17 protein-coding genes are annotated in these 21,798 nt (G+C 64.3%); 3 read left to right on the top strand and 14 right to left on the bottom strand.

Features of this window, described 5'->3' with window-relative positions; translation table 11 throughout:
• Nucleotides 1-55: 55 nt before the first annotated feature.
• The 4 genes from ON44_RS36655 to ON44_RS36640 are packed head-to-tail and all read right to left on the bottom strand — an operon-like array spanning nt 56 to nt 3,205.
• On the bottom strand, nt 56-1,291 hold the full coding sequence (locus ON44_RS36655; protein WP_040699090.1) for a M24 family metallopeptidase: 1,236 nt from the start codon (nt 1,289-1,291) through the stop codon (nt 56-58).
• A complete protein-coding gene (locus tag ON44_RS36650; RefSeq protein WP_040699089.1) occupies nt 1,288-1,593 on the bottom strand; it encodes a hypothetical protein in 306 nt (101 codons plus the stop codon). The genes ON44_RS36655 and ON44_RS36650 overlap by 4 nt, the downstream gene beginning before the upstream one ends.
• A gap of 41 nt (nt 1,594-1,634) precedes the next feature.
• A complete protein-coding gene (locus tag ON44_RS47390; protein WP_051182850.1) occupies nt 1,635-1,970 on the bottom strand; it encodes a hypothetical protein in 336 nt (111 codons plus the stop codon).
• The gene (locus ON44_RS36640) at nt 1,970-3,205 is read right to left on the bottom strand and encodes an aromatic ring-hydroxylating oxygenase subunit alpha (RefSeq protein ID WP_083898374.1); all 1,236 of its coding nucleotides are present in this window, start codon (nt 3,203-3,205) and stop codon (nt 1,970-1,972) included. Before ON44_RS36640 ends, ON44_RS47390 begins: the two co-directional genes overlap by 1 nt.
• A 218-nt stretch (nt 3,206-3,423) precedes the next feature.
• Here ON44_RS36640 and ON44_RS36635 point away from each other — a divergent pair, with 218 nt between their 5' ends.
• The 3 genes from ON44_RS36635 (at nt 3,424) to ON44_RS36625 (ending at nt 7,034) form a co-directional block, all read left to right on the top strand.
• Complete coding sequence (locus tag ON44_RS36635; protein ID WP_040699085.1) at nt 3,424-4,863, top strand: carotenoid oxygenase family protein; 1,440 nt, start codon at nt 3,424-3,426, stop codon at nt 4,861-4,863.
• A 210-nt stretch (nt 4,864-5,073) separates the two neighbouring features.
• Nucleotides 5,074-6,123 carry an MFS transporter gene (locus ON44_RS36630; protein WP_306306534.1) on the top strand — a complete coding sequence of 350 codons (1,050 nt, stop codon included), beginning with the start codon at nt 5,074-5,076 and terminating at the stop codon, nt 6,121-6,123.
• Complete coding sequence (locus ON44_RS36625; protein WP_040699083.1) at nt 6,120-7,034, top strand: PDR/VanB family oxidoreductase; 915 nt, start codon at nt 6,120-6,122, stop codon at nt 7,032-7,034. The genes ON44_RS36630 and ON44_RS36625 overlap by 4 nt, the downstream gene beginning before the upstream one ends.
• Before the next feature lie 778 nt (nt 7,035-7,812).
• Here ON44_RS36625 and ON44_RS36620 read toward each other — a convergent pair.
• The 10 genes from ON44_RS36620 to ON44_RS36570 form a co-directional block, all read right to left on the bottom strand.
• Entirely contained in the window at nt 7,813-10,026 is a 2,214-nt protein-coding gene (locus ON44_RS36620) for an MMPL family transporter (protein WP_083898372.1), read from the bottom strand.
• On the bottom strand, nt 10,026-11,195 hold the full coding sequence (locus tag ON44_RS36615; RefSeq protein WP_040699082.1) for a hypothetical protein: 1,170 nt from the start codon (nt 11,193-11,195) through the stop codon (nt 10,026-10,028). The genes ON44_RS36620 and ON44_RS36615 overlap by 1 nt, the downstream gene beginning before the upstream one ends.
• Entirely contained in the window at nt 11,192-11,941 is a 750-nt protein-coding gene (locus ON44_RS36610) for a phosphatidylserine decarboxylase (RefSeq protein ID WP_040699080.1), read from the bottom strand. The genes ON44_RS36615 and ON44_RS36610 overlap by 4 nt, the downstream gene beginning before the upstream one ends.
• Nucleotides 11,942-12,136: 195 nt before the next feature.
• The gene (locus ON44_RS36600) at nt 12,137-13,375 is read right to left on the bottom strand and encodes an SDR family oxidoreductase (RefSeq protein WP_040699103.1); all 1,239 of its coding nucleotides are present in this window, start codon (nt 13,373-13,375) and stop codon (nt 12,137-12,139) included.
• A 409-nt stretch (nt 13,376-13,784) separates the two neighbouring features.
• On the bottom strand, nt 13,785-14,450 hold the full coding sequence (locus tag ON44_RS36595; RefSeq protein ID WP_085998687.1) for a TetR/AcrR family transcriptional regulator: 666 nt from the start codon (nt 14,448-14,450) through the stop codon (nt 13,785-13,787).
• Between the two features lie 302 nt (nt 14,451-14,752).
• The gene (locus tag ON44_RS47385) at nt 14,753-15,364 is read right to left on the bottom strand and encodes a TetR/AcrR family transcriptional regulator (protein ID WP_157187491.1); all 612 of its coding nucleotides are present in this window, start codon (nt 15,362-15,364) and stop codon (nt 14,753-14,755) included.
• Between the two features lie 416 nt (nt 15,365-15,780).
• Complete coding sequence (locus tag ON44_RS52175) at nt 15,781-15,972, bottom strand: hypothetical protein (protein WP_040699075.1); 192 nt, start codon at nt 15,970-15,972, stop codon at nt 15,781-15,783.
• Between the two features lie 192 nt (nt 15,973-16,164).
• Entirely contained in the window at nt 16,165-17,937 is a 1,773-nt protein-coding gene (locus ON44_RS36580; RefSeq protein ID WP_051182848.1) for an FAD-dependent monooxygenase, read from the bottom strand.
• Between the two features lie 106 nt (nt 17,938-18,043).
• A complete protein-coding gene (locus ON44_RS47380) occupies nt 18,044-18,655 on the bottom strand; it encodes a YceI family protein (protein WP_083898377.1) in 612 nt (203 codons plus the stop codon).
• 436 nt (nt 18,656-19,091) lie between these two features.
• Nucleotides 19,092-21,798, bottom strand: a 2,707-nt coding sequence (locus ON44_RS36570; protein WP_040699073.1) for an ATP-binding protein, incomplete at its 5' end; no start/stop codon positions are given.

Here is a 21,798-nt window from a genome sequence, read left to right as displayed (position 1 = left end):
GCAGAACGAGCTAGATCAACGCGATCTGGCCACGGCGAAGGGTGGCGAGCGCCCGTCAGGACACGATGCTCATGCGACATGGGAGGGTGTTGAACTCCTCCGGTTCGCTCTCACCGACGACAACCGTGCCTCCGATGTTGACGCGATGTTGTCCGGTGCACGCATTGGGTTCGAAGGCGAACGTCATACCGGGGACGAGTTCGAGATCCCGCGTCGGCGCAATGGTGTGGAACACCCGGTTGGCGTCCTGACCTGGGATCTGTACGGCGTTCAGGGCAATATGTCCCACGAAGGCCGCCGGGGCGAGACTATGCACGAGGGGCGTCATGTTGTAGAGGCCGGCCTTCAGGAGCGGTTCACTCATGGCCCTGGCCGCATCGAGGAAAGCGGTTCCCGGACGCAAGGCCGCGAGTCCGGCGTCGTAGCAGTCGAGGGCGACGTCGTGAAGCATGTGCAGCACTTGCGGCACCGGCTCGACGGCGACCGACATCTGAACCTGCGTCTCGAATCCGCCGTAGCAGGACATGATCTCGGCTTGGACCAGGTCACCGGGCTGAACTATCCGGGAGGGGCCGCCGGCGTATGTCCAGTGGGGTGGCGCCCAGCCCGGGTCGTCGGCACCGACGCTCATGATGACGTGTGGGTAGGTGGTGACGCACGAGTTGCGGTGCAGGACCTCCACGATGGCCGCGTAGATCTCGGCCTCGCGCACGCCGGGCCGGGTGATCTCCAGCATGGTCCGGCACGCTTCCTCGGCCGCTTGGGCGGAAAAGCGGACCAGTTCCAATTCCTGCGGCGTCTTCGGCAGCATCGTCTGGGCGAAGGCGAGGGAGACGTCCTCGAATTCGGCGGCGGGCAGGTTCTTCAGGACGTAGTCCCACATCATGTAGGTGATCAGCCCCTCTGTTTCCCCTGCCGAGCTCCCGGTCAGGCTGACCACGCCGATACGGCTCGACGTCAGTCCCGATTCGGTGATCGCGTCGACGACCCCGCGGCCGAACGGGCCGATGCGAACGTCGTCGATCCAGAAGTGCACGTCCCGCATGTTCGCGGCCAGGCGGCGGGTGTACCGGTGGTGGGTCCAGGTGAGGTGGACGGGGTCGCGGTCGGCGAAGAACACGACCACGCCGTCGAGGACCTCGTTGGCAAGGTAACCCTCGTACCGTTCACGGCCCTTGAGGCCGAAGACGAGCAGGCATTCGATGTCCTTCTCCTGCATGAAGACACGAGTGCGCTGCCAGCGCAGGTCCCGGGCGGCCAAGGACAGCATCGGGTAACTCTTCGCGGTCATGCCAGGACCCCGTCGGCAGACTCGCTGTCGGCGGCCTCGGCGCGCTCCAGGATGCCGCGATCGGCGCCCACCGCTTCGGCCACGTCCCGGTTGTACCGCACCCGATCGGTGCCCGAGGAGACGTAGCCGTCACCCGCCATGAGGCGGCGGCTGACCCGGTGGTCGTCCACGGTAGCCGGAAGCTCCCCGATCGCGGCGTAGAACTCCTCGGACCTGGCGATCGGCCGCCTGGCCTGGCGAAAGAACTCTCCGGTCGGACTGTCGGCGCCGACCTGCGTCAGTTCGGCGAAGGTGTCATTCATTGAAGCGTCCATCTCTGTGCGGGATCGGGTGGTTCGCGTGCTCACCACGCACTGGAGGGACCGATCAGATTCATCCGGTCGCCCGGGAACAGGTCACTGACCTCTGGGGTGGCCCAGCCGAGGTCGACCGGGTGGCTGACCTCGGCGAAGGTCATGGCCAGCTCGTAGAGGGCCTGCTCCTGCGGCGGCATGTTGTCGAGGGGGAAGGAGTTCAGATGGCGCACGACTGCCTCGATGCGAGGGAGCACGACGTCGCACAGCTCGCTCAGCTCCGCCATGTCGGCGGCGGCCATCGCCGCCATCCGCTCCGGTGAGTTGCGCAGGCGCCATCGGCCCAGCAAAGGCTCCAAGTCGGCGAATTCAGCGGGGAGTTCCATTACCGATCTCCGATCAGCTCGTTGACGAGTCCGTAGCGGTGCTGGAGCGCGAACTCCTGCATAGAGAGATAGACATCGTCGATGGCACCCGACTCGAGGCCGCGCTGCACGTCCTCCATGGCGGCCAGGTCCTCCCTGGAGACCGTGTAATTCAGGGCCCGTGTGTACGCCTGGGCCAGGCGATCGCCGGCGTGCCGGGCCTTTCGGGCGTAGCCGTCGAAGATGATGCGGGTGTGGCTGGGGTCGATCGGCCAGACCGTGACGACGGTGTACCAGTGCGAGCCGTTGAGGATGGCCACATTGGGGAATTGCCACACGATGTCGAAGAACCACGGACTGTGGTGGGTGCGGTTCACCCCCGGCGGCAGCATGGAGAAGTCGGTCTCGACCGCCGGTGCGAGCTTGCGCCCGAGGCCGTACAGCGCGCCCTCGACGGGTGGGCTGACGTAGTCGGGGTTGGCCGGATTACTGGTGCGGATGTGGCGGCTGTACATGTCGATCACGGGCTTGTGCCGCATCGGATTGCTCTTGCCTGCCAGCTTCGGCTGGGTTCGCCGATGTAGGAAGACGGTGTGGTAACCCTCTGAGAAGGAGTCCATGGCGATGTTCCAGTTGGCCCGGACGTCGATGGAGAAGCAACTGATCTTCTCCATCTCGCTGTAGTAGCCGTCGAAGCCCTCGGCGACTTCCCCCAGCCATTCGGCCAGCGGCTCGGGGTTCTCACCGAAGTGGGCATAGATCAATCCGGACCGGACCTCGACGCGGATCGGTACCAGCCCGAGGCTGGACTTGTCGACGGAGCGGAACTGCTCCTCGTCGGGCACCGAGCGCAGAGTTCCCTCGCTGGTGTACGACCAGCCGTGGAACCAACAGGTGTGCGCGGGCGACGCCCCTCCGGCGAAACCGCAGGCCGTGGAGATCACTTTCTTGCCGCGATGGCGACACACGTTGTGGAACGCGCGTACCTCCCCATCTCGGCCTCGCTGTACCAGGACCGAGGTATTGAACGTGGGCACGTCCAGGACAAAGTAGCTACCCGACTCCGGCACGTCGTTGACGTTTCCGACGAGGAACCACGACGGACGGAAGACCTTCTCGAGGACTGCGTCGTGATACTCCTGCGTCAACTTGTCCCTGACAGACACGACGTCCTGCAGGCCGGCGAACGGATTCGGCGGGGCTGCCGGGCTCTCGCCGTTGGGCGGGGATACAGAACGGACAACAGCTTCAGACATATGGTTCTCCAAATATCAGGATGAATGTCCTGTCATGAGGGACACTAATCCCAAACCGAGCGCCTGGCAATAGTGCGCGGACGAGAGGTTTCGCGATCGACCGCCCGCAAATAGGGGTAGTTGACCTCTCTGCGATGTGGCTATATCGTCGCCATAGAGTCCCAAATAACAAATATAAGTCCTGAATTTCAGGACAGCAGGCAGTAAGGAGGGTGTCCATGTGGGACCCCACGAACTTGTTTCTCAACGGGCCGTACACGCCTTGGCATGAGGAAGGTGAAGCGTTCGACCTGGAAATCGAGGGGGAGCTGCCACCCGAGCTGAGCGGTGCCCTCTACCGGGTCGGCACCAACCAGGCGTACCGCCCCAGTGATCCGAGCCGGTATCACTGGTTCGACGGTGACGGCATGGTCCACGCTGTTTTCCTGCGCGAGGGCAGGGCGAGCTACCGCAACCGGTACGTGGCGACCGCCGGACTACAGCTCGAGCGCCAGCAGGGCAAGGCGATCTTCGGCAGCTTCATGCATGGCAGCGACACCCCGCTGCCCGAGGGAGTATTCCCGAAAAACCCGGCCAACACCCACGTCGCCGTCTACGACAACCGCCTGCTGGTCCTGTGCGAAGGCGGCGTCCCACACGAGCTGCGACCGGACACTTTGGCCACGACCAGCCAGAGCTACGACTTCGGTGGCGAGGTCGTCGGACCCATGACGGCCCACTACAAGATCGATCCCGCCAACGGCGACATGCTGTTCTTCGTCAACATGGCCGGCGCCGTCACTTGGTACCGGGCCGACAAACAGGGCAAAGTCCTCGACCGCCACCAGGTCGACCTGGGTGTCCCGACCTTCGTCCACGACTATGCCGTCACCACCGACTACGCGATCTTCCTGGCCAACCCATCGATGGTCCGTCTCGAGAATGTCTTCCGAGGCCTGCCCTCGACGGTCTGGGAATTGGAGACATTGGACACCTGCCGCTGGGCTGTCCTGCACCGCAAAACCGGTGCGGTGCGCTGGTTCGAAGCCCCCGACGCTTACGCCCCAACCCACTTCCTCAACGCCTACCAAGACGGCACCACGATCGTCGTCGACGGACTCCGCACCGACCGCTTCGGCCCCAGCAAGCAAGAAATCGAGTCAGGGCCGCCGGGCGGGGACTGGAACTGGTGGTTCAAGCAATTGGTCGCCACGCCCTGGCGCTGGGAACTCGACCTCGCGACCGGGACGATGAAGGACAGCCAGGCCACCGACATCCTCGGCGAATTCCCCCAAATCAACGAACAACGCACTGGCCTGCCACACCAGTACGGCTACTACACCACCACCCGGGGCGGCGGCGACTGGTTCACCGATGGCCTGGCCAAACACGACTACCACACCGGCGAGACCGCGATCCAAACCCTCGATGGTTCACTGACCTCCCCCAGCGAACCCCAATTCGTGCCCCGTCCCGGTGCCACGACCGAAGACGACGGCTGGCTGCTTTCGATCTGGTGGGATCCCGCCGCCGACCGCAGCGAAGTCATCGTCCAGGACGCGCGGGACTTCACCGCCGCCCCGATCGCCCGGATCAAGCTCAACCATCGGGTTCCCATGGGATTCCACGGCACCTGGACCACCGCCGCAGAACTCGACGCCGCCATACTCGGCGCCTGAGCCACCCGGCGAAGCCACGGGCCGCCAGGGTCACACGCCCTGGCGGCCCGTGTCCGGGCTGTTCAGCAACTCGTCTGCAGGATCGCGTGACTCAAACCCTGCCCTGCAGCTTTATCGGAATTCGGCCGGGCTTGTCCGAGCGCAGGAACCTCTGCACTGCGACCAGGTGCCGGTCCGACGTTTCCTGCACTTCGTCTGGAGGCCCCCGTCGTGTCGTCTGGCACTGTCCCACACCCGATAAGCCGCAGCCTGGCTCTGCTCGGAGTGGTTCTCGTGGCCGCACAGAGTTTCCAGATCATCGTGTTCCCAAGCTTTCTCCAGGCCCTGCTCACCGAACCCGGGTGGCATTTGTCCCCGCGCGATGCCGGGTTGATCGGGAGCACGGGATTCCTCGGAATGCTGGCAGGCGCCACCACCGCCGTGCCGCTGGCGCGGCGTCTCGGGCGTCGGCGGGGCACACTCGCCGCGGTCCTGTGGTTGACACTCTCGTCGGGGGCATGCGCGCTGGCCACCGCCCCCTGGCAGCTGGGGTTTCTCAGAATGCTCGCCGGAATCGGCATGGGTGCCGCCATTGTCTTGATACTGGGATTCGCCAAGGACGCCACCGCCGAAAACAAATGGGCGTTCGGAATCGCGCTGTTCGGAATGCCGATGGTAGGCATCGTTACCCCACCCATCATGGGCGAACTCGCGTTCGACGGCGCTTGGCGTGTTATGACAGCTATCGGAACAGGCGTGGGGAGCATCGCCTTCGCCCTGGCCGTGTGGTTGCTGCCGCGCGGCGCCGACATATCCATCGTCGCCGTTGATGGACGAAGCCGCACCGCGCCGACCATTCGCGTCGTCGTCTGGACCGGCATCGGCCTTATCGGAGCGACCGTGATCGCCTGGTCGAGCTTCCGGGAATTCGGCCCGGTCTACCTAGGCTTCGGCACGGTGCTGGACGCCGGGGTGGTCATCACGCTCTTCGTTGTGGCGGGTACCGCGATCCACCGTCACGAAACGCCTGGCTCGCTCGCGCGGACCGTACGGGCGACCGCGGCATTCGTCCTGATCAACCCGCCTACCTTCATCACGGTCGTCGTCGTGGTGCTCGTCGGCGCCGTCGGCAAGGACATCACAGGCCTCATGACGTTGTTCGGTGCCTGGATTGCGGACAGCTACAGCAGGTCGCTGGCCCTCAGCGTCACACCGGACGTGTTCGAGGCCCTTCCCCGCCCAGCACCCCGCCACGGACACCCGCAAAGGATCCGCCCATGACCGACATGATCGACCTCGTTGTCGCTGATCGCCGCCAAGAGGCCGCCGACGTCGTATCCCTGGTCCTGCGTGCAGCCGGGGGCTGTCCATTGCCTGGCTGGGAACCCGGTGCCCACATCGACATCGAGCTGGCACCTGGTCTCGAGCGCCAGTACTCCCTGTGCGGCGGCGACTCGCACTCCTGGCGCATCGCCGTTCTGCGCGAACCGAACGGCCGCGGCGGATCCGAGTTCGTTCACACGACTCTCCTACCCGGAGCACGGGTACGGGGCCGCGGTCCGCGGAATCACTTTCCCCTCGAAGTCGCGCCCGCCTACCGTTTCATAGCAGGCGGCATCGGCATAACCCCCATTCTCCCCATGCTCGACTACGCCTGCCCAGCACCGTGGACGCTGCTCTACGGCGGGCGCTCTCACAGCACAATGGCCTTCACCGAGGAGCTGACGTCCCGTCACGGTTCCGGTCGCATCTTCCTCCACGAGGGCCTCCTCGATCTGCACGGTTACCTCGCGGATCTGCGCCCGGGCGAACTCGTGTATGCCTGTGGCCCCGCCGCACTGCTCGAGGCGATCGAGTCCATCGTTCCCGCGGCGTCCCTGCGCACAGAGCACTTCACGGCACACGTGGCATCCGACTCCGTCAACGCCGCCTTCGAGGTCGAACTCTCGCGCTCGCGCCGGATCTTGCCCGTTGCGGCACACGAGTCGATCCTGTCCGCTCTGCTGGCCGCGGGAGTGGACGTCCCGTACTACTGCACCGAGGGTATCTGCGGCACCTGCGAAACCCGCGTCCTCGCCGGCGATGTCGACCATCGCGACAGCATCCTGACCCCGCAGGAGCAAGCCACCGGCGCGACCATGATGATCTGCGTCTCCCGGTCACAGACCCCGCGCCTCACCCTCGACCTGTAGGCCGTTCCCGACGCGGCGCTGCCGGTCGATCTCGGAGCAAGCGGTCACCTGGGCCTCGCGAGAGTTAGCTGGCCCGTACCACGGGCCGCAGCGCAACCGCGCATGACCGAAGACGAGTTCGACCTCAACCCGGCCCACGCACCGACGAGAGCCTCGCGGCTGTACTGTGCTCGCGCAATGGCGCACATGGGCCCAGCGACGACACTCCGCGGAGGAATCGCCGCGCACGGGCGAGGACCAGAGGTCCACCGCCGCATGTAATTCAGGTTGATCCTCGAGCGGTGCAAGTGCGAGCGCCGTCGTCGATGTCGAAATCGTGCCGATGAGCGAAGCGCTTCTATCATCAACCAGCGGATGCGGTTCGCCGGTCATTGCAGTGAGCGCTTCGGGTTCGGCGTGACGTCCGGTCGCGAGAACAGAACCATTATCGACGGCGGCTCGAACCGCACCGGCCGAGGAAGAAATTCGATTCGCATTCGCGGTCGGCGGCACGCCCCAGTGCCGTGAAAGCCGATTTGCCGCAGGCGCGCAAGGCGATGATGAATCCGTCGTGCAGCGCCGGGCGCATAGACGAGACGAGGGCCGGCCACCATGGGGAGAGCCAGAATCTGAGCCACCACAAGGCCCTTCGTCGACGGCCTTTCAGGGTCGATGACCAGGAATCGCTGTCCCACCTCGGGTATGTCGGCGACGACCTGCAGGGCTACGCGCGCATTCTCCCCATCCGCCGCGCTGACGATCGTTCGCTAACGCACCGAGGTCGCGCCCACACGTTCGTTTACGGCACCGCTGGCTTGCCCGAGCGGGTGCCGGGCCACCAGTTGCGTGCCCCGAACAGCTTCATCATGGCCGGTACCAGCATCATCCGAACCACGATCGCGTCGAAGAAGACGGCTACGGCCAAAGCGAAGCCGAATTGTTTGAGTTCGAGGACATCGGCGGTGATGAAACTGGCGAATACCGCGATCATGATCGCGGCGGCAGCGGTGATGGGGCGGGCGGTGTGCTCGATACCGTCGACGATCGCGGTGTCGTTGTTGCTTGTGCGCCGGAACTCTTCGCGCATTCTGCCGATGAGAAATACTTCGTAGTCCATCGACAGCCCGAACACGACCGCGAAGACGGTGACGGGCAGGTACACCTGGATGAAGCCGGTGCTGTGGAAGCCAAGCAGGTGCGAGGCCCATCCCCACTGGAACACCGCGACCGTCAGTCCGAGCGCCGCGCCGGTGACCAGCAGGTTCATCAGTACTGCCTTGGCGGGGATGACGATGCTACGCAGCACGACCGCGAGGTAGACGAACGAGAAGCCGAGGATCAAGGCGATGACCCAGGGCATTTTCGCCGATATTTCCGCTGATGCATCGACAACCAGTGCCGTCGTTCCGCCCACCGCCGCCTCAGGTCCTTGATTCGCGGCCAGCTGGGTGGCGGAGTCTCTGAGCGAGCCGATCAGCTCATTGGCCGCATTCGAGTCGATCGGAACCGAGGCGATGACGACGAGCAGTCGGCGGCCGTCCTTTTGTTGGGTTTGGGTGTAGGCGACCCGGGGGTCGCTTCGCACCTGATCCGCGAAATGCGCGGCTTGCAGCAATTGCGTTTCGGTAAGAGGGGAATCGTGGGGGCCGGTCAGGACGATAGTGATCGGCGAGATGGTGCCAGGGGCGAACTTCTCGGTCAGGATCTTGTTGGCTCGTCCGCTGGACTGCTCGGCGAGCGCGCCCGCTCCGATATCCACGCCGTAGCGAATCGATCCGAGCGGGATCGCGCACAACACCAGCAGCAATGTCGCCAGCGCGGTGTATCGCCACGCGCGAGCTGTGACATGGCCGGCCCAACGCGACCACCAACTCGTAGCCGCTGGTCCGGTGGTCGACTCCGAGGGCTGGAATCGTGCGGGTAGCGCGAGGAAGTTCACCCGCGGCCCGAGGATCGCCAGCACCGCGGGCAGCAGCGTCCAGGCTACGAGCAGCACACACACCACCGTCACAGCCACCACAAGGGAAATGCTGCGTACGGCGGGAACATCGACGATGGTCAGGGCACCCAGCGCGATCATCACCACCAGACCGGAGATCGCGATCGTATGCCCGGCTGTCCCCATTGCCACGGCGACCGCGTGGTCGACCCGCTCCCGCCGTGATTCGACATCGAATTTGCGGAGTTCCTCCCGGAACCGGCTGACCACGAACAGCGAATAATCGACCCCCAGTCCGAGCCCGATCATCGACGAGACCGTGGTGACCAGGGCATCGAAACTCATGAGGTTCGACATCAACGCGAACAGTCCGAACGCCGCGAGCAGACCGAGGCCGGTGGCCACCAGCGGCACGAAACCCGCGACCAACCCACCGAGAGCGAGGATCAGCACTGCCAGGGCGATCGGGAGGCCGATACTCTCCGCACGCGTGGCATCCTCGGATTCCACCGTGGTCAGATCCACTGTCATCGGTGAATAGCCGGTCAGCGCCACCGTCACTTCGCCGGTGACCCGATCGGCGAGAAGGCGCTGGAGCCGTTCGGACACCTCGACTCGCTCACGGGGCCCTCCGCTGATCCCGACCAACGCCACCGCGGCGGTCTTGTCCGCGGAGATCAGCTGTGACCCGAGCGGTTGATAAGGAGCGATGACCCCAACCACCTGATCGTCGGCACGCACCGCCGCCACTACGGATTCGACCACGGAGCGGAACTCTTCACCGTCGACGGTCACCACTGCGGAGGTGAAAGTAAGGACCAGTTGCTCGGAACCGAATGATTGGAAATGCTGCGTCACGAGTTCGTCGGAGCGACTCGATTCCGTTCCGGGGACCGAGAAGTCGACGCCCACCAAGCTGTTCTGCAGCACCGGATACAACAACGCCGAACCGATCGAAATGAGCGCCCATACCCCGACGACGAACCAGCGATAGCGGGCCACGCGGCGGCCCCAGTAGTAGCCGAAAGGCGGCGAACCTGTGCCGCGGTCGTCTCCTGTGATGGTATCGAGCATCAGTCCTCGACATTCGGTTCGAGGTCACGACCATAGATGCGGTACACCCGGTGCGGCGCCTTGTCGATGCGAGTCAGGAACGCGCCTTTCATCCACGCGCTGTCGTCGAGAACTGGTGCCGCCTCGACATTCTGATAACGCTTGTCCTTCATCCGTTGACTCAATTCCATGATCAGTAACGGCGCTACCGCCCGATCCGGGCATTCGGGGTCGACGAAAAGCATGTCGACGCGGACGGTGTCGACGATCTTGTGCCGACCAGGCCGCTTGAGATGCCACACCGTGGCGAGATCCCGAGCCGATCGGAAGGGCAATCGCGCAGCGTGTGCTGCGGCCTGATTTGCGTCGGGTATCGCCATCAGGAATCCGACGGGCTTTCCATCCAACTCCGCGAGCAGGACAAGCTCGCGGTCCAGGATGGGCAGCATGAGTTTCAGCAGGTCGAACAGCTCCGCCGCGGACAACGGTGAATAGCCCCAGAAGTCGACGAACGCCTTGTTGTACAAGGCGGCGACGATCTTCGCGTCACGGCGGATCGTTCGGTATTTCATCGTTCGAAACGTCACATCGGACCTGGCACGCACCCGTTCATACATCTGCCGGTGACGTGCGAAGGCGGGGTTGGTGAACAGGATGTAGGGGTCGTCGAACTGGTAGCTGTAGAAGTCCTTGACTCCGACGAGCCCCCATTTTTCGAACTGTCCGCCGTAGTAGGCGGGGTTGTGCGGCATTCCCACCAACGGCCGCTCGGGCGCGTCGCCGACAACGACACCGGCGCTGTAGAACATCGACGGGCTGAACGGCCCGCACATGCTGGTCAAGTTCTGGTCGGCAAGCCAGGCGGATGCCGCGTCCAGCAATGCGTCCGCGACGCCCTGCTGATCGATGGCTTCGTAAAATCCGAAGAATCCGATGCTCTCCTTGGTGTATTCGGTAAACCCCAGATCATGAATCGCCGCGATGCGCCCGACCGGAATTCCCTGGGCCCGGGCCACGAACGCTTGGATCCGTCTGGTGGCCGCTACCGATGTCGGCGGTCGGATCAAGACGCGGTCGATGTCGATCGAATCGTCGGGCGCCGGGAACGGGTCGTCTCGATAGATTCCTCGGGAAATTGCACGGAATTCGCCCCAGTCGGGGCGGGTCAGCACTGGGTGGACAGTGATCATGTCGCCTCCCCGTGAACTCGATCGTCGCAGACTGATTCTCGTGCTGTGCCCAGCCTGGTTTTCCCGGCGTAGACGTACTGCCCGGGACGGACGTCGATATCTGCGACCAGTTCATCGGGTAGGAACACGTCGCACTGGGAACCGAAGCGGATCATCCCGTACTGCTGTCCGCGGGTGACGTGGTCTCCGGTTTTCACGCGGGCGACTATCCGGTTGACCCATAGGTCCGCTATCTGGGTCACCGTGACTATCGCTCCGCCGGCATGCCGAATGCCGATCGTCAGGCGTTCGTTGGTCAGCAGGTAGTCGCAGCCGTCATCGTAGGGGGTCTGACGAGCGATGAGGTTGGCGCTCATTCGCGCCATCGACCGATTGAACGGTGCGGCGGCGCGGTGCTGGCGGAAGCAAATGGTTCCGGCGATCGGCGCACGGTTTCGGTGCACCGAGTACTCGGTCATATAGATCCCGATGAGATAGCCCTCTGATACCGTCCCCAGCCCGGCGAACTCCGTGAGGGTGATCGTGCGCCCCTTCTTGACCGCGTCCGGAATCGCACCACCCTGGATCGGTTTGACGTAGGTGACCACGCCATCGGCTGGGGCGACGACAGCCCTCGGATCGGCCGGGGGCGTGCGCTCGGGATCGCGGAAGAAGAATCGCACGCGCCAATAGACGAATGCGGCGCCCAATCCGCCGGTCAGCGCGACCACCGACGCAGCGATCGCCCGTGTGGAATGTACGCTCATCAATATCGACTTTCGTCCACTCGCTCCGACCAACTGACGAATGCACCCAGCGGACGCGCGCGAATGCCCCTCGGCAACAGACCGATCAGCGCGCATACTCCGTAGAAGCCGAGCGAGAGCGTGAAGTTGGCAAGTTCGCCGTCCCGGAGCACCTCACGTAGCCGAACGGATGCCGGTTCGTTTTCGTATTCCACGTCATACCAGCGCGACAGGAGCTGCTGTCTTCAGTTGCGCTTTCTCGAAATAGAGCTTGAACAGCCGGCGGTTGTCACACCATGAAGTGTCGTACCCGGGCGGGAAGATCACTTCTGACTTGTGTACCAGCCGCATCAGCTTGTCGATATTATCGGACAACATGGTGTCGGCGAACTTCGGTGAAATGCGCGAACTCACACGGTCGACAAATTGATCCCACGCAACCAATTCCAACCCGAGCAACTCCGCGTAGAGGTCGTGACCATAGCCATGCGGATTACTCGGCAACAGTCGCGGTTGCGGATGTTCTTGAAGAGCATTGGTAGTGAGAACTTCACACATCACATCTACGGGGATGTAGTTCATGCCGGGACCGTCCCAGATCGCACCGACCGCGAGTGCCAGCTCGATGATCCGCCAGAACGTATAAACCCGCCCGGGATCTAAGCCTCGATCGGTGCTTCCGAGGATATAGGGCGCCTCGCACAATGTAATCGAGTAGGTATCCGAGCGCGCGAGCCACCCGAGCAACGTGGCGTTCACCCACTTCATTTGCGCATACCCGGAGTACCACCACGAGTCACCGCGCCGAAAGTCGTCGGGCTTTTGATAAAGATGCGAACCGATACTGCCGACATAGGTGACATGTTTCCGGCAGGAGGTAATAGAGAATTCCAACATGCGGAGCAGACTGAGGAACCAGTCGTTGCGCAGCTCCAAGTAACTGTCGGTATAGTCGGTCGAGCTCGCACAGTTGAATACTTGGCCGATTTCCTCGGCCAGTTCCCGATACCGCGCACTACTCAGCCCGAACCGCCGTTGCGTCGGCGTCCCCTCCACAATTCGGAGCTTGGCTGTATCGACGTCGATCTCGTAATGGGCCAGCGTGCGCTGCAACCGGTCGTAGGCGGACTCGTCGCCCTTCGGTCGCACGACGGCCCGGACGACGTCGATGGAAGGGTCCCGGCTCAGCCGACCGACCAGGTGAGCACCCACAAATCCGTTGGCGCCGAATACGAGCGCGTTCGGCTTTCGCGTCGACGGCATCGCCGCGACGCGGCGACGCGTCTCGTCGTCGATACAGGGCCGCAGCGCCGCAGGGTCGCCGGTACTCAGCGCCACGACATCGGCATACCTCCCGCCGAATCGCAACCCTCGACTCTCCGCGGTGATCAAGGCGTCCGAATACGGCCACCGCGGCCGCGACAATTCGTCCCCAAAAGCCAGCTTGTCGTCCATATACACCATTTCTTCCAGTAGTCGCAATGCGTGAGGCTCATGAGTGCGGGCCCAAACGGTCGGACCTACCGACCGTCGGACGCTTGGAATCCCGGGCCTCGAAGTGATGTGAGCCAGCAAAGTCTCAACGCCTGCTGAGACTTTCAGGTGATTGAATCCAAGTCAATGGGTTGCGCGGCGGGAAGCCACATGCTGTGACGTTTCACAACGTTCGCGAAGCGAGTAGTTGATCACCGGCGAGCATAGGCAGCGCTAGCACGGGACCGGCAGCTACGCGGCGTAACAGCGGTATAGCCATCGCCGCCTAGAAGCAGCCAGCAGATCGACGGCTCGGAATCCGCCGGGTGAGGCGACTCGACGGTATCGACGCGGCGGGCGCGTCACCGCCGCGTGACCGACCGGGCAGGTCTCACAACATCGGATGAACGAAAACCTTCGCCAGGGCGGCATCGATGTCCAGGCTCGGATCCAGTAAGGCCGCAGCCCGTGCGGCCGATGTCGCAAGCTGGATGATCCATTCGACCATGGTCTCGACCGCGAAGGTTTCGCCGTCGTCCAACCAGTACGCGGCACCGTCGTCGATGGCCGCCACGATCGCGCGCCCGGTCATGCGCACCGCGGGACGCTGGGGGTCCATCCCGGCTACCGCGGCGAGCCACTCTATGGCCCGCCACCGTGCATCCTCGAACGTTGCCCACGCCTCGGGGTCGGCGCCGCGACCACCGAGAATCAACCGCAGTGACAAACCTTTGTGCGCAGCGAGATAGCGCAGATGCGACGCCAGCGCCTCCCGGATCTGGCGCTGCGGGGGCAGGTCCGGCCGCAGCACCAACGAGGCATTCAGTTCTTCGGCGGTCTGACGCATAACCGCGAGGTAGATCTCGCGCTTGTTGCCGAAGTGGTGATACAGCAGGCCGTGGGCGACCCCCGCGGCCTCAGCGATGTCGGCGACGGCTACCTCGTCGTAGCCGCGCTCGGCGAACAGCCGTACCGCCGCATCGAGTAGCCGTTGGCGGGTTTCACTGGCTTGCGCAGCTCGCGCTGTTCCGCGAGTACCGGCCCGTGTGGCGGCCATCGGCATCCTTCCCCTCCGCCGGGGCGTTGCCCTCCCCGGCGTCCTCCCATCGAGAACAAATTGATTCTATTTCATTGACCTAGATTCAACTTGTGAAAGATCGCACTCACAGCGGCCTTCGCACCGCTGGCGCAGCGAGGGCGTGACTCCGACGTAGCCGCCCGGCTCGCGGCCATCCTGCCGCGGACACCTACGGAAAGCGCTGCTCGGCGTGCCAGAACACATCACGCCGCTCATATGAGCGCGCCAATATCGGCAGGTGGCGATGTCGCGGTCGATCATGAAGCTCGAGCATGACCATGCTAGGGCAGTGAAGTTTCGACCATTTCGACGATCGATGTGATGGTTGCCGGATCCAGTGCCGACTGTTCGAAGTGAACCTGTCGATCGATAAGTCCCTCGATGACGATCACACACAATTCAGCCGCGGCGAGGTTCGGCCGATGCCCGACATCGGCGAAACGATCCTGGACGAACCGCACGAATGCCGCGCGCTGCTGCTCGAACTTGTCGCGCAGAACCGGGTTGGTCCGGCTCGCGCCCACCAAGTGGTGACGCGCGACCACACGATAGCGGGCCTGCGCTCTGGTCATCGCATCGATGAACTGGGTCACTGCTGCGGTGATCGCCGCCGCCGACCATTGCTGGCCGCCAGAAAACAACTCCTGCGCGATGGCCATGTCCTGAACGAACAACTCCTCCACCGCGAGTTCGAGCAACCGCTCCCGTGTCGGCGCGTGATAGTTGACAGAACCGGTAGGCAGATCGGCTGCGGCGTCAACTGCCCGGTGGGTGAAACCACGCATGCCCTGCTCACCTAAAACATGCAGGGCAGCCACCGCGATCTGCTTGCGTCGTTGCGCGGAATCACTACGCGCTTTGCGCTGCTGGGTCACCTCACAGAATGTAGTCACCGAGCCAGAATCGCCCCCGACACCGCCGAATCCTGATGCTCGATCCAATCCCGCCCTGCCGCACGGGGTGCCTCGCACACGCCATGACCGGGAATCTAATTTTCCCTGATCACACACGCTGCCATGGATGGTGGGCGCCGCCTCTTCGGGGTGGTCGGATGGCTCCCGAAATCGTTCACGCCCCCGACGGTGCGGCCAGCACACCACACCACGGGTCGTGCGGTCGAGCGCCCACGACCACGGAGGTAACCCCTTGGCCCACAACATGATCCAGCGATCATGAACCAAACACCTCGGCACTGCCGACGGGTGGTGGCTGTCGTGCTGATCGCACCGGTGATCCCACCACAAACACCCGTTCACGAACTACGCACCGCACCACGACAGGTCGCGACACCCAACGCCCCCGGCATCGTCTACAGCATGTGCACCCTCGGCACCGCCGGACGCATCCACGACCGCGCAGTACTCGACGCACTCGACTGGACCAGCGGCACCCCGCCTCGCAATCCGCTGCCATACGACGGCATCCGCTCATCCACCCCACCGATCTCGGCACCGCACACGTTACCGGCGGCTACTTCCGCATCCCCTTCCGGCAGCGACACCAAGCAGACCTGGACATCGGCGATTCGCCTGCCATTGACAGTGGGCGGGTCGTGGCGGCGTTGTCGGCAGTCGTGCCCAATGACGACGAAGCCCGAACAGTCATGCCGGCGATGCAGGCGGCGGCACGCGGGATCTCCGAGGCTCGCACAATACCTATCGCAGCTGAGGTGCGAATCGCGGGCCGAGAGTGATCAGGGTGCGGCGCTTTCCGGCGCGGTGGAGATCCTTAGGTCGCTGACCGTCTGCTCGAGTTCCGCGACGCCGGACGACGCGCGGGCCGTGGTGCGCCAGGCGACGTGCCCGTCGGGTCGGACCAGGACGGCACCGTGCTCGCCGACCTCGAACAGGTCGAGCATCTGCTGCCGGTCGGCAATTGCGGCGTCCAGGCCCACCACGGTGACGGGCATCGCGGCGGGGACGGCGGTGCGCCAGGTCTGCGGCTCCGGGGTGAACAGCGTGTAGTCACGCAGGTCGAGCAGGTCGTGGGTGGACACGACGCCGCGGTCACCGGCCAGCCAGGCGTGCGGCAGACGGGCACCGGGCCACGTCGTCGGCCGGTATTCCATTACGCCTTCACCGTGCATCGGCTGTGGCGTCGGCTCGGTCCGGATGAGACCCCCGCAGTAGGCGTAGCCGAACTCGAGCCCAGTGGATGCGAACTCTTCCATCTGGCCCGGTATCCGGCGTTCGACTGCCCCGCGCCAGTCGCGTGCAGATGCGCTGTCCCCCAACAGTTTCGCGGTCGGCCGGATCGCAAGCTTCATCATGCCCTCGGCGACGCGCCGTGTGATCATCGCAGGGACCCGATCGACGAGAGGGTGTGCAAAAGTGCGGGTGACCCGGGCAAGGGCGCGGTTGCCCGAGGTCAGTCCATCCATGACATCGTCGAGATTGAAGTGGTTGGCGACGCTTTGCGCGGCGAAGCGTTCCACCACGGGCCGTCGTTCGGGTTCGTAGCTGTCCAGCAACGTGGCCGGTGCGCGGCCCTCGAATACCGCGGCCAGTTTCCAGGCGAGATTGTGCGCATCCTGCACACCGCTGTTGAGGCCGAACCCGCCGGTATGCGGGAACCGGTGGGCCGCGTCACCGGCCAGGATCACATTGCCGCTGGTGAAGGTCTCGGCCATCTGGCTGGTCATTGTCCAGGTGCCGGTGGAATGTATCCGAAACGGTTCCTCACGCCCGATCACCCGCGGCAGCGTCCGCGCCCAGAACCCGCGCCCGTCCCGGGCGATCTCCTGCTTTTCGCTCAGGTACGGGGTCATCAACACGTAGTTGTCGTCAGCGTGTGCTACCAAAATGCCGCAGAACGCCGGGGAGTAGATGAAGCTGAGCAGCGGGCGGGTGCCGTCGGAGAACAGCTTGGCGTTGAAGAAGACGCTGGCCATGTTGGCCAGCACCGGCCCGCGCATCGCGATGCCCAGCGCGTCGCGCACGGCGCTGTTCGCGCCGTCGGCGGCGACCACGAACCGCGACGTAATCTCCTCGGTGGCACCGTCTGCGGCTACCGCCCGCACCGTCGCGCCCGATGGCGTCGTACTGACGCGCTGTACCTGGACGCCTCGCCGGACGTTCACGAGGGGATCAGCGTCGACGACGTCCCAGAGGACCGCCATGAGCTGCTGCTGGCCTATGTGTGAGATGAGGAACCGGCTGTGGCTCTTGACGCGCTCCACCTGCTCGGTGAAGGCCAGCAGGTCGATCTCACCCAGTCGCGGGCTGCTCAGGTCGGTGTACCACCGGATCGTGGCGATCTCCTCGGGCGGCGGTGCCAGGGCGGCGATCCGCCCGGCCAGCTCCGGGGAGGCGTGGTGCCAAATTTCCTGTGAGCGGGCGTTCAAAATCGTCGCGGCCGGGTGGTTCAACACCTCGGTACGGCGTTCCAGGACGGTGCTGGCGATACCGTAGCGGGCCAGTAGTAATGCCAAGGTGCATCCGGTCGAGCCCGCGCCGACGATGGTCACCCGGGGCATGGCAGCGTCTCGACGTTGATCTTCTCGGGTGTGGTCTACTGAGCCGTGCCGGGTCGGGGGGGTCGACTGAGACATCTTTGTTCTCCGGTTCTCTGGGTCAACGCTCAGTGTTGTGCTGCGTGCCGAGGTCGAGCACTCCATCGTCGGTACGGGTCGGCTGCATACGCGGTGTGAGCATCGACGTGGCGGCGGGGATGAGGCGGCCTCGGATCTCGAGGTCGATATTGCGGCGGACGATGCCGGATCGTGGCCCGATACCATAGGCGGACAGGTCCACCCGCGCGGCCGTCGCGGCGACGAGTTCGGTGCCGTCCGGTGCAAGCTCGACATCGAGTTGCATCTCGGTCGTGGCATCGCGAACGGTCAGCTTGCCTTGCACCTCGAGTCGCGTGCGGCCGCGACTGACTGCATGACCATGGAACGAAATCACCGGGTGCGTTCGCGCGTCCAGGAACTCGGGCCCGCACAGATGCCGGTCTCGCATCCCCATACCGGTGGTGACGCTAGCGGCGTGCAGTTCCAGCAGCACCGTGGCGGTTCCATCCTGACCCCAGGTCAACGAGCCGGATGCTCGACTAAAGCGGCCGGTTACCGGGAGCAGCCCCCAGAGCCCGCGGGCGGAGAACCCGATGTCCGCGGTTGTCGGGTCGAGTTTCCAGACACCAGCGCGAACCACCATCCCGGTGTGCGCTCGATCACCAGTGCTCATGCCCACAACCGATCCGATGAACCTGTGCGTTCCTGAATGAATTCCGAAAATGGCATTGCGACAACATATTTCACTGTTCCAAGACTCTCATCGAGACAGAGGCGGACGTTGCGGCCCGCCACATGCAGCCGGGTCGACATCAGCTAGGTCGACCCTGACAGCGACTGCGTCAACGGATTTTTCGGACAGTCGCTCCAGTCAGAGCGAGTTGCGAATTCGACCCACCATATCGGCAACAATGTTACCGTTATTGCGGCCGGTGTCAACAGCGAGTCACACCCTGAGATTCAGGAACGTCTGTGAACTCCCGATCACGGTTTCCAGCCTCACCCACAGCCCCCTCCGCTGAAGGTGGTGGTTCGTATGCCCACGCACCCGGCGGCCAAGGTTTTCGCGGACCGAAGACGACCACCGCCCGAAATCCTTGTCAGTGCGGTCAGGAACGCTCGCGCTGGGCCTCGTCCGCGATCCAGGCCGCAATTTGCGCGCGGGAGGTGAATCCGAGTTTGGTCAGGATATGTTCGACATGCCCGTCCGCGGTGCGCTGCGAGATCACCAATTTCGCGGCGATCTGCTTGTTGGTGAGTCCCTGGGCAATAAGGTCTGCTACCTGCCGTTCGCGCTTGGTCAATGTCAGTTGCGGAGCGAGCGCGGTGGCGGGCGGCGCCTCACCCAGTGCGTAGGTCACTGCGGCGTTGTGTTCCATTGCCTGGCCGCGCCGGAAGGCCGTATCGAATCGTCGTTCGCCGAGCGTGCGACGCACCGTGCGCTCGCATTCGTCGTGAACGTGGGTCGCCCCCGGGAAGACAGCATACCCAGACGCGGAGGACCGCAGAAGATTCTCCGCGGCACCCATCAGCACGGCCGCGCGCTCACCGTCCTCGTCGGCGACGGTCCAGGCCAGTCCCTCGAGATCGAGCGCCGCTACGACGGGGCTGCGCATGCGCTGGTTGACTCGCAGCGATTCCTGCAGCAACTGCTGTGCGTGAGACCCCTCGCCTTGCAGCCATGTTGCAAGGCCCAACCCCCACAGCGCACTCGACCGATAAAGTGATTCACCGCATTCTTCGGTAATAGACAGCATTTGCTCGTGACATTCGATTGCCCGCGGTATATCGCCCTGCGCTGTGTAGGCCCAACCGAGCAGCATCAACGCGGAAATATATAGGTACCCTCGCCTATTCGAGCTGAACGCCTCCACGGCACCCTCGAAGAGGGAGACTGCGCGAGCGGGGTCGTCTCGATAAAGCGCCAGCATGCCGTCGGCGTAGGCGATCAGCGCCTGGTTCATGGGAGTGGGATCCTGTTCGGCGAGGCCGCGCGCCTGCTCCAGTAATGACGCTGCCGATCGAAGGTCCCGCTGCCCTGTGGCCATGATAATGCTGGCTTCAAGCGCCTTGACACGGTCGGATATCGAGCCCGCGTCCGGGTTGGCCAGGGCGCGGTCGAGCCACCGTCGACCTTCACCGTACCGACCCCGAAAGCTCCAGAACCCGAATAGCGCATTGGCGGTGCGCAGCCCGGCATCGGCCGAGTCCGCACTGTCCTCGGAGAGGGAGAACTCGAGGGCAGCCCGCAGATTCGGCTGCTCGCGATCAAGGCGAGCCAGCCAGTCGGGCTGGCGGTCACTGAACCAGTCCGCCACCGAATCCAGCACCAACCGCTGGCACCAGTCGCGGTGTCGTCGACGCAGCTCCCGGTCTTCGCCGGACTCTTGCAACTGCTCGCGCCCGTAGTCGCGAATGGTCTCGAGCATCCGGAAACGCACGACGCCATCCACTTCGTTGCGGTTCACAATCGATTTGTCCACCAGGGAGGACAACGCATCCAGCAGATTCTTCGGCGCCAGGTCGGCACCGCACACCTGTTCGGCGGCATCGAGTTCGAAACCATCGGCGAACACCGACGACCGGGCCCACAACCGCTGCTCGACCGGCGTGCACAACTGGTAGCTCCAGTCGATGCACCACCGCAGCGTCTGCTGCCGCCTCGGCGCGGTGCGGCTACCACGAGTGAGCAGCGCGTACCGATCGACGAGCCGCTGCAGGATCTGCTCGGGCGACATGGCGCGCATCCGAGCCGCGGCGAGTTCGATCGCCAGCGGCAACCCGTGCAACCGCGAACAGATCCCGACCACGGCGGCCTTATTGTCCTGGGTGACCGCGAAACCCGGCACGGCCGCCGCAGCGCGATCGGCGAACAAACTCACCGCATCGTACTTGGGTAATCCCCGCAGCGTCGGCGCACCGCCAGCGCCAGGAACGGCCAACGGCTGCACCCGCAACACCACTTCCCCGGCAACATCCAACGGCTCACGGCTGGTGACCAGAATCCGCACACCCGGACACCCCAGCAACAACTCCTCGACCAGCTCCGCCAACGCATCCACAACCTGCTCGCCATTGTCCAGAACAAGCAGCATCTCCCGGGAACGCAGGAACCCGACCAGCACTTGCCGCATCGGCCGAGCCGAATCGTCCCGCAGGCCCATACCGGCCGCCACGACATCGACCAGCAGTACCCGGTCGCGCACGTCGGCCAGTTCGATCATCCACACCCCATCCGCAAAATCGCGTCGAGCATTCGACGCCGCCCGCAGCGCCAGCCGGGTCTTGCCGACACCACCGATCCCCGCCAACGTCACCAACCGCGACACCGACAGCAGGTTCTTGAGCTCCGCCGTCTCAGTGCGACGGTCGATGAAGCTGGTCAACTCGAGCGGCAGCTCACCAGTGCTGCCGCGACCCTCTTCGATCTGCCACGGGGCCGATTCCGGCATCAACGGCGTATGGTCCCACATCCCTTGGACTGCAACCGGTTTCCCGTGCAGAGCCATCTCGCCCACCGGGTATCCGTGGTGGCGCTGTACCTGCCGGATCGCCTCGCCGATCTCCGCCGCCGACGGCCGCTGCTGCAAATCCCGGTTCATCGCCGATTCCACCACCGCCGCCACGTCATCGGGAATACCGCCCTCGCGCAGGTCTGGCACCGGCTGGCTGGTGATCCGCAAGAACTGCGCCACCACCTGCTCACCACTACGCCGTTCATACGCGGCATGCCCGGTCAGCGCGCAGAACAAGGTCGCACCCAGACCGTAGACATCCGCCGCCGCAGTCGGCGTCTCGCCGCCGAGCACCTCCGGT

Source organism: Nocardia vinacea NBRC 16497 (genome assembly GCF_000308835.1).
GTDB lineage: Bacteria > Actinomycetota > Actinomycetes > Mycobacteriales > Mycobacteriaceae > Nocardia > Nocardia vinacea.
The sequence above is the reverse complement of the archived record's forward strand: the minus strand, read 5'-3'. Positions and strand labels throughout refer to the sequence as shown.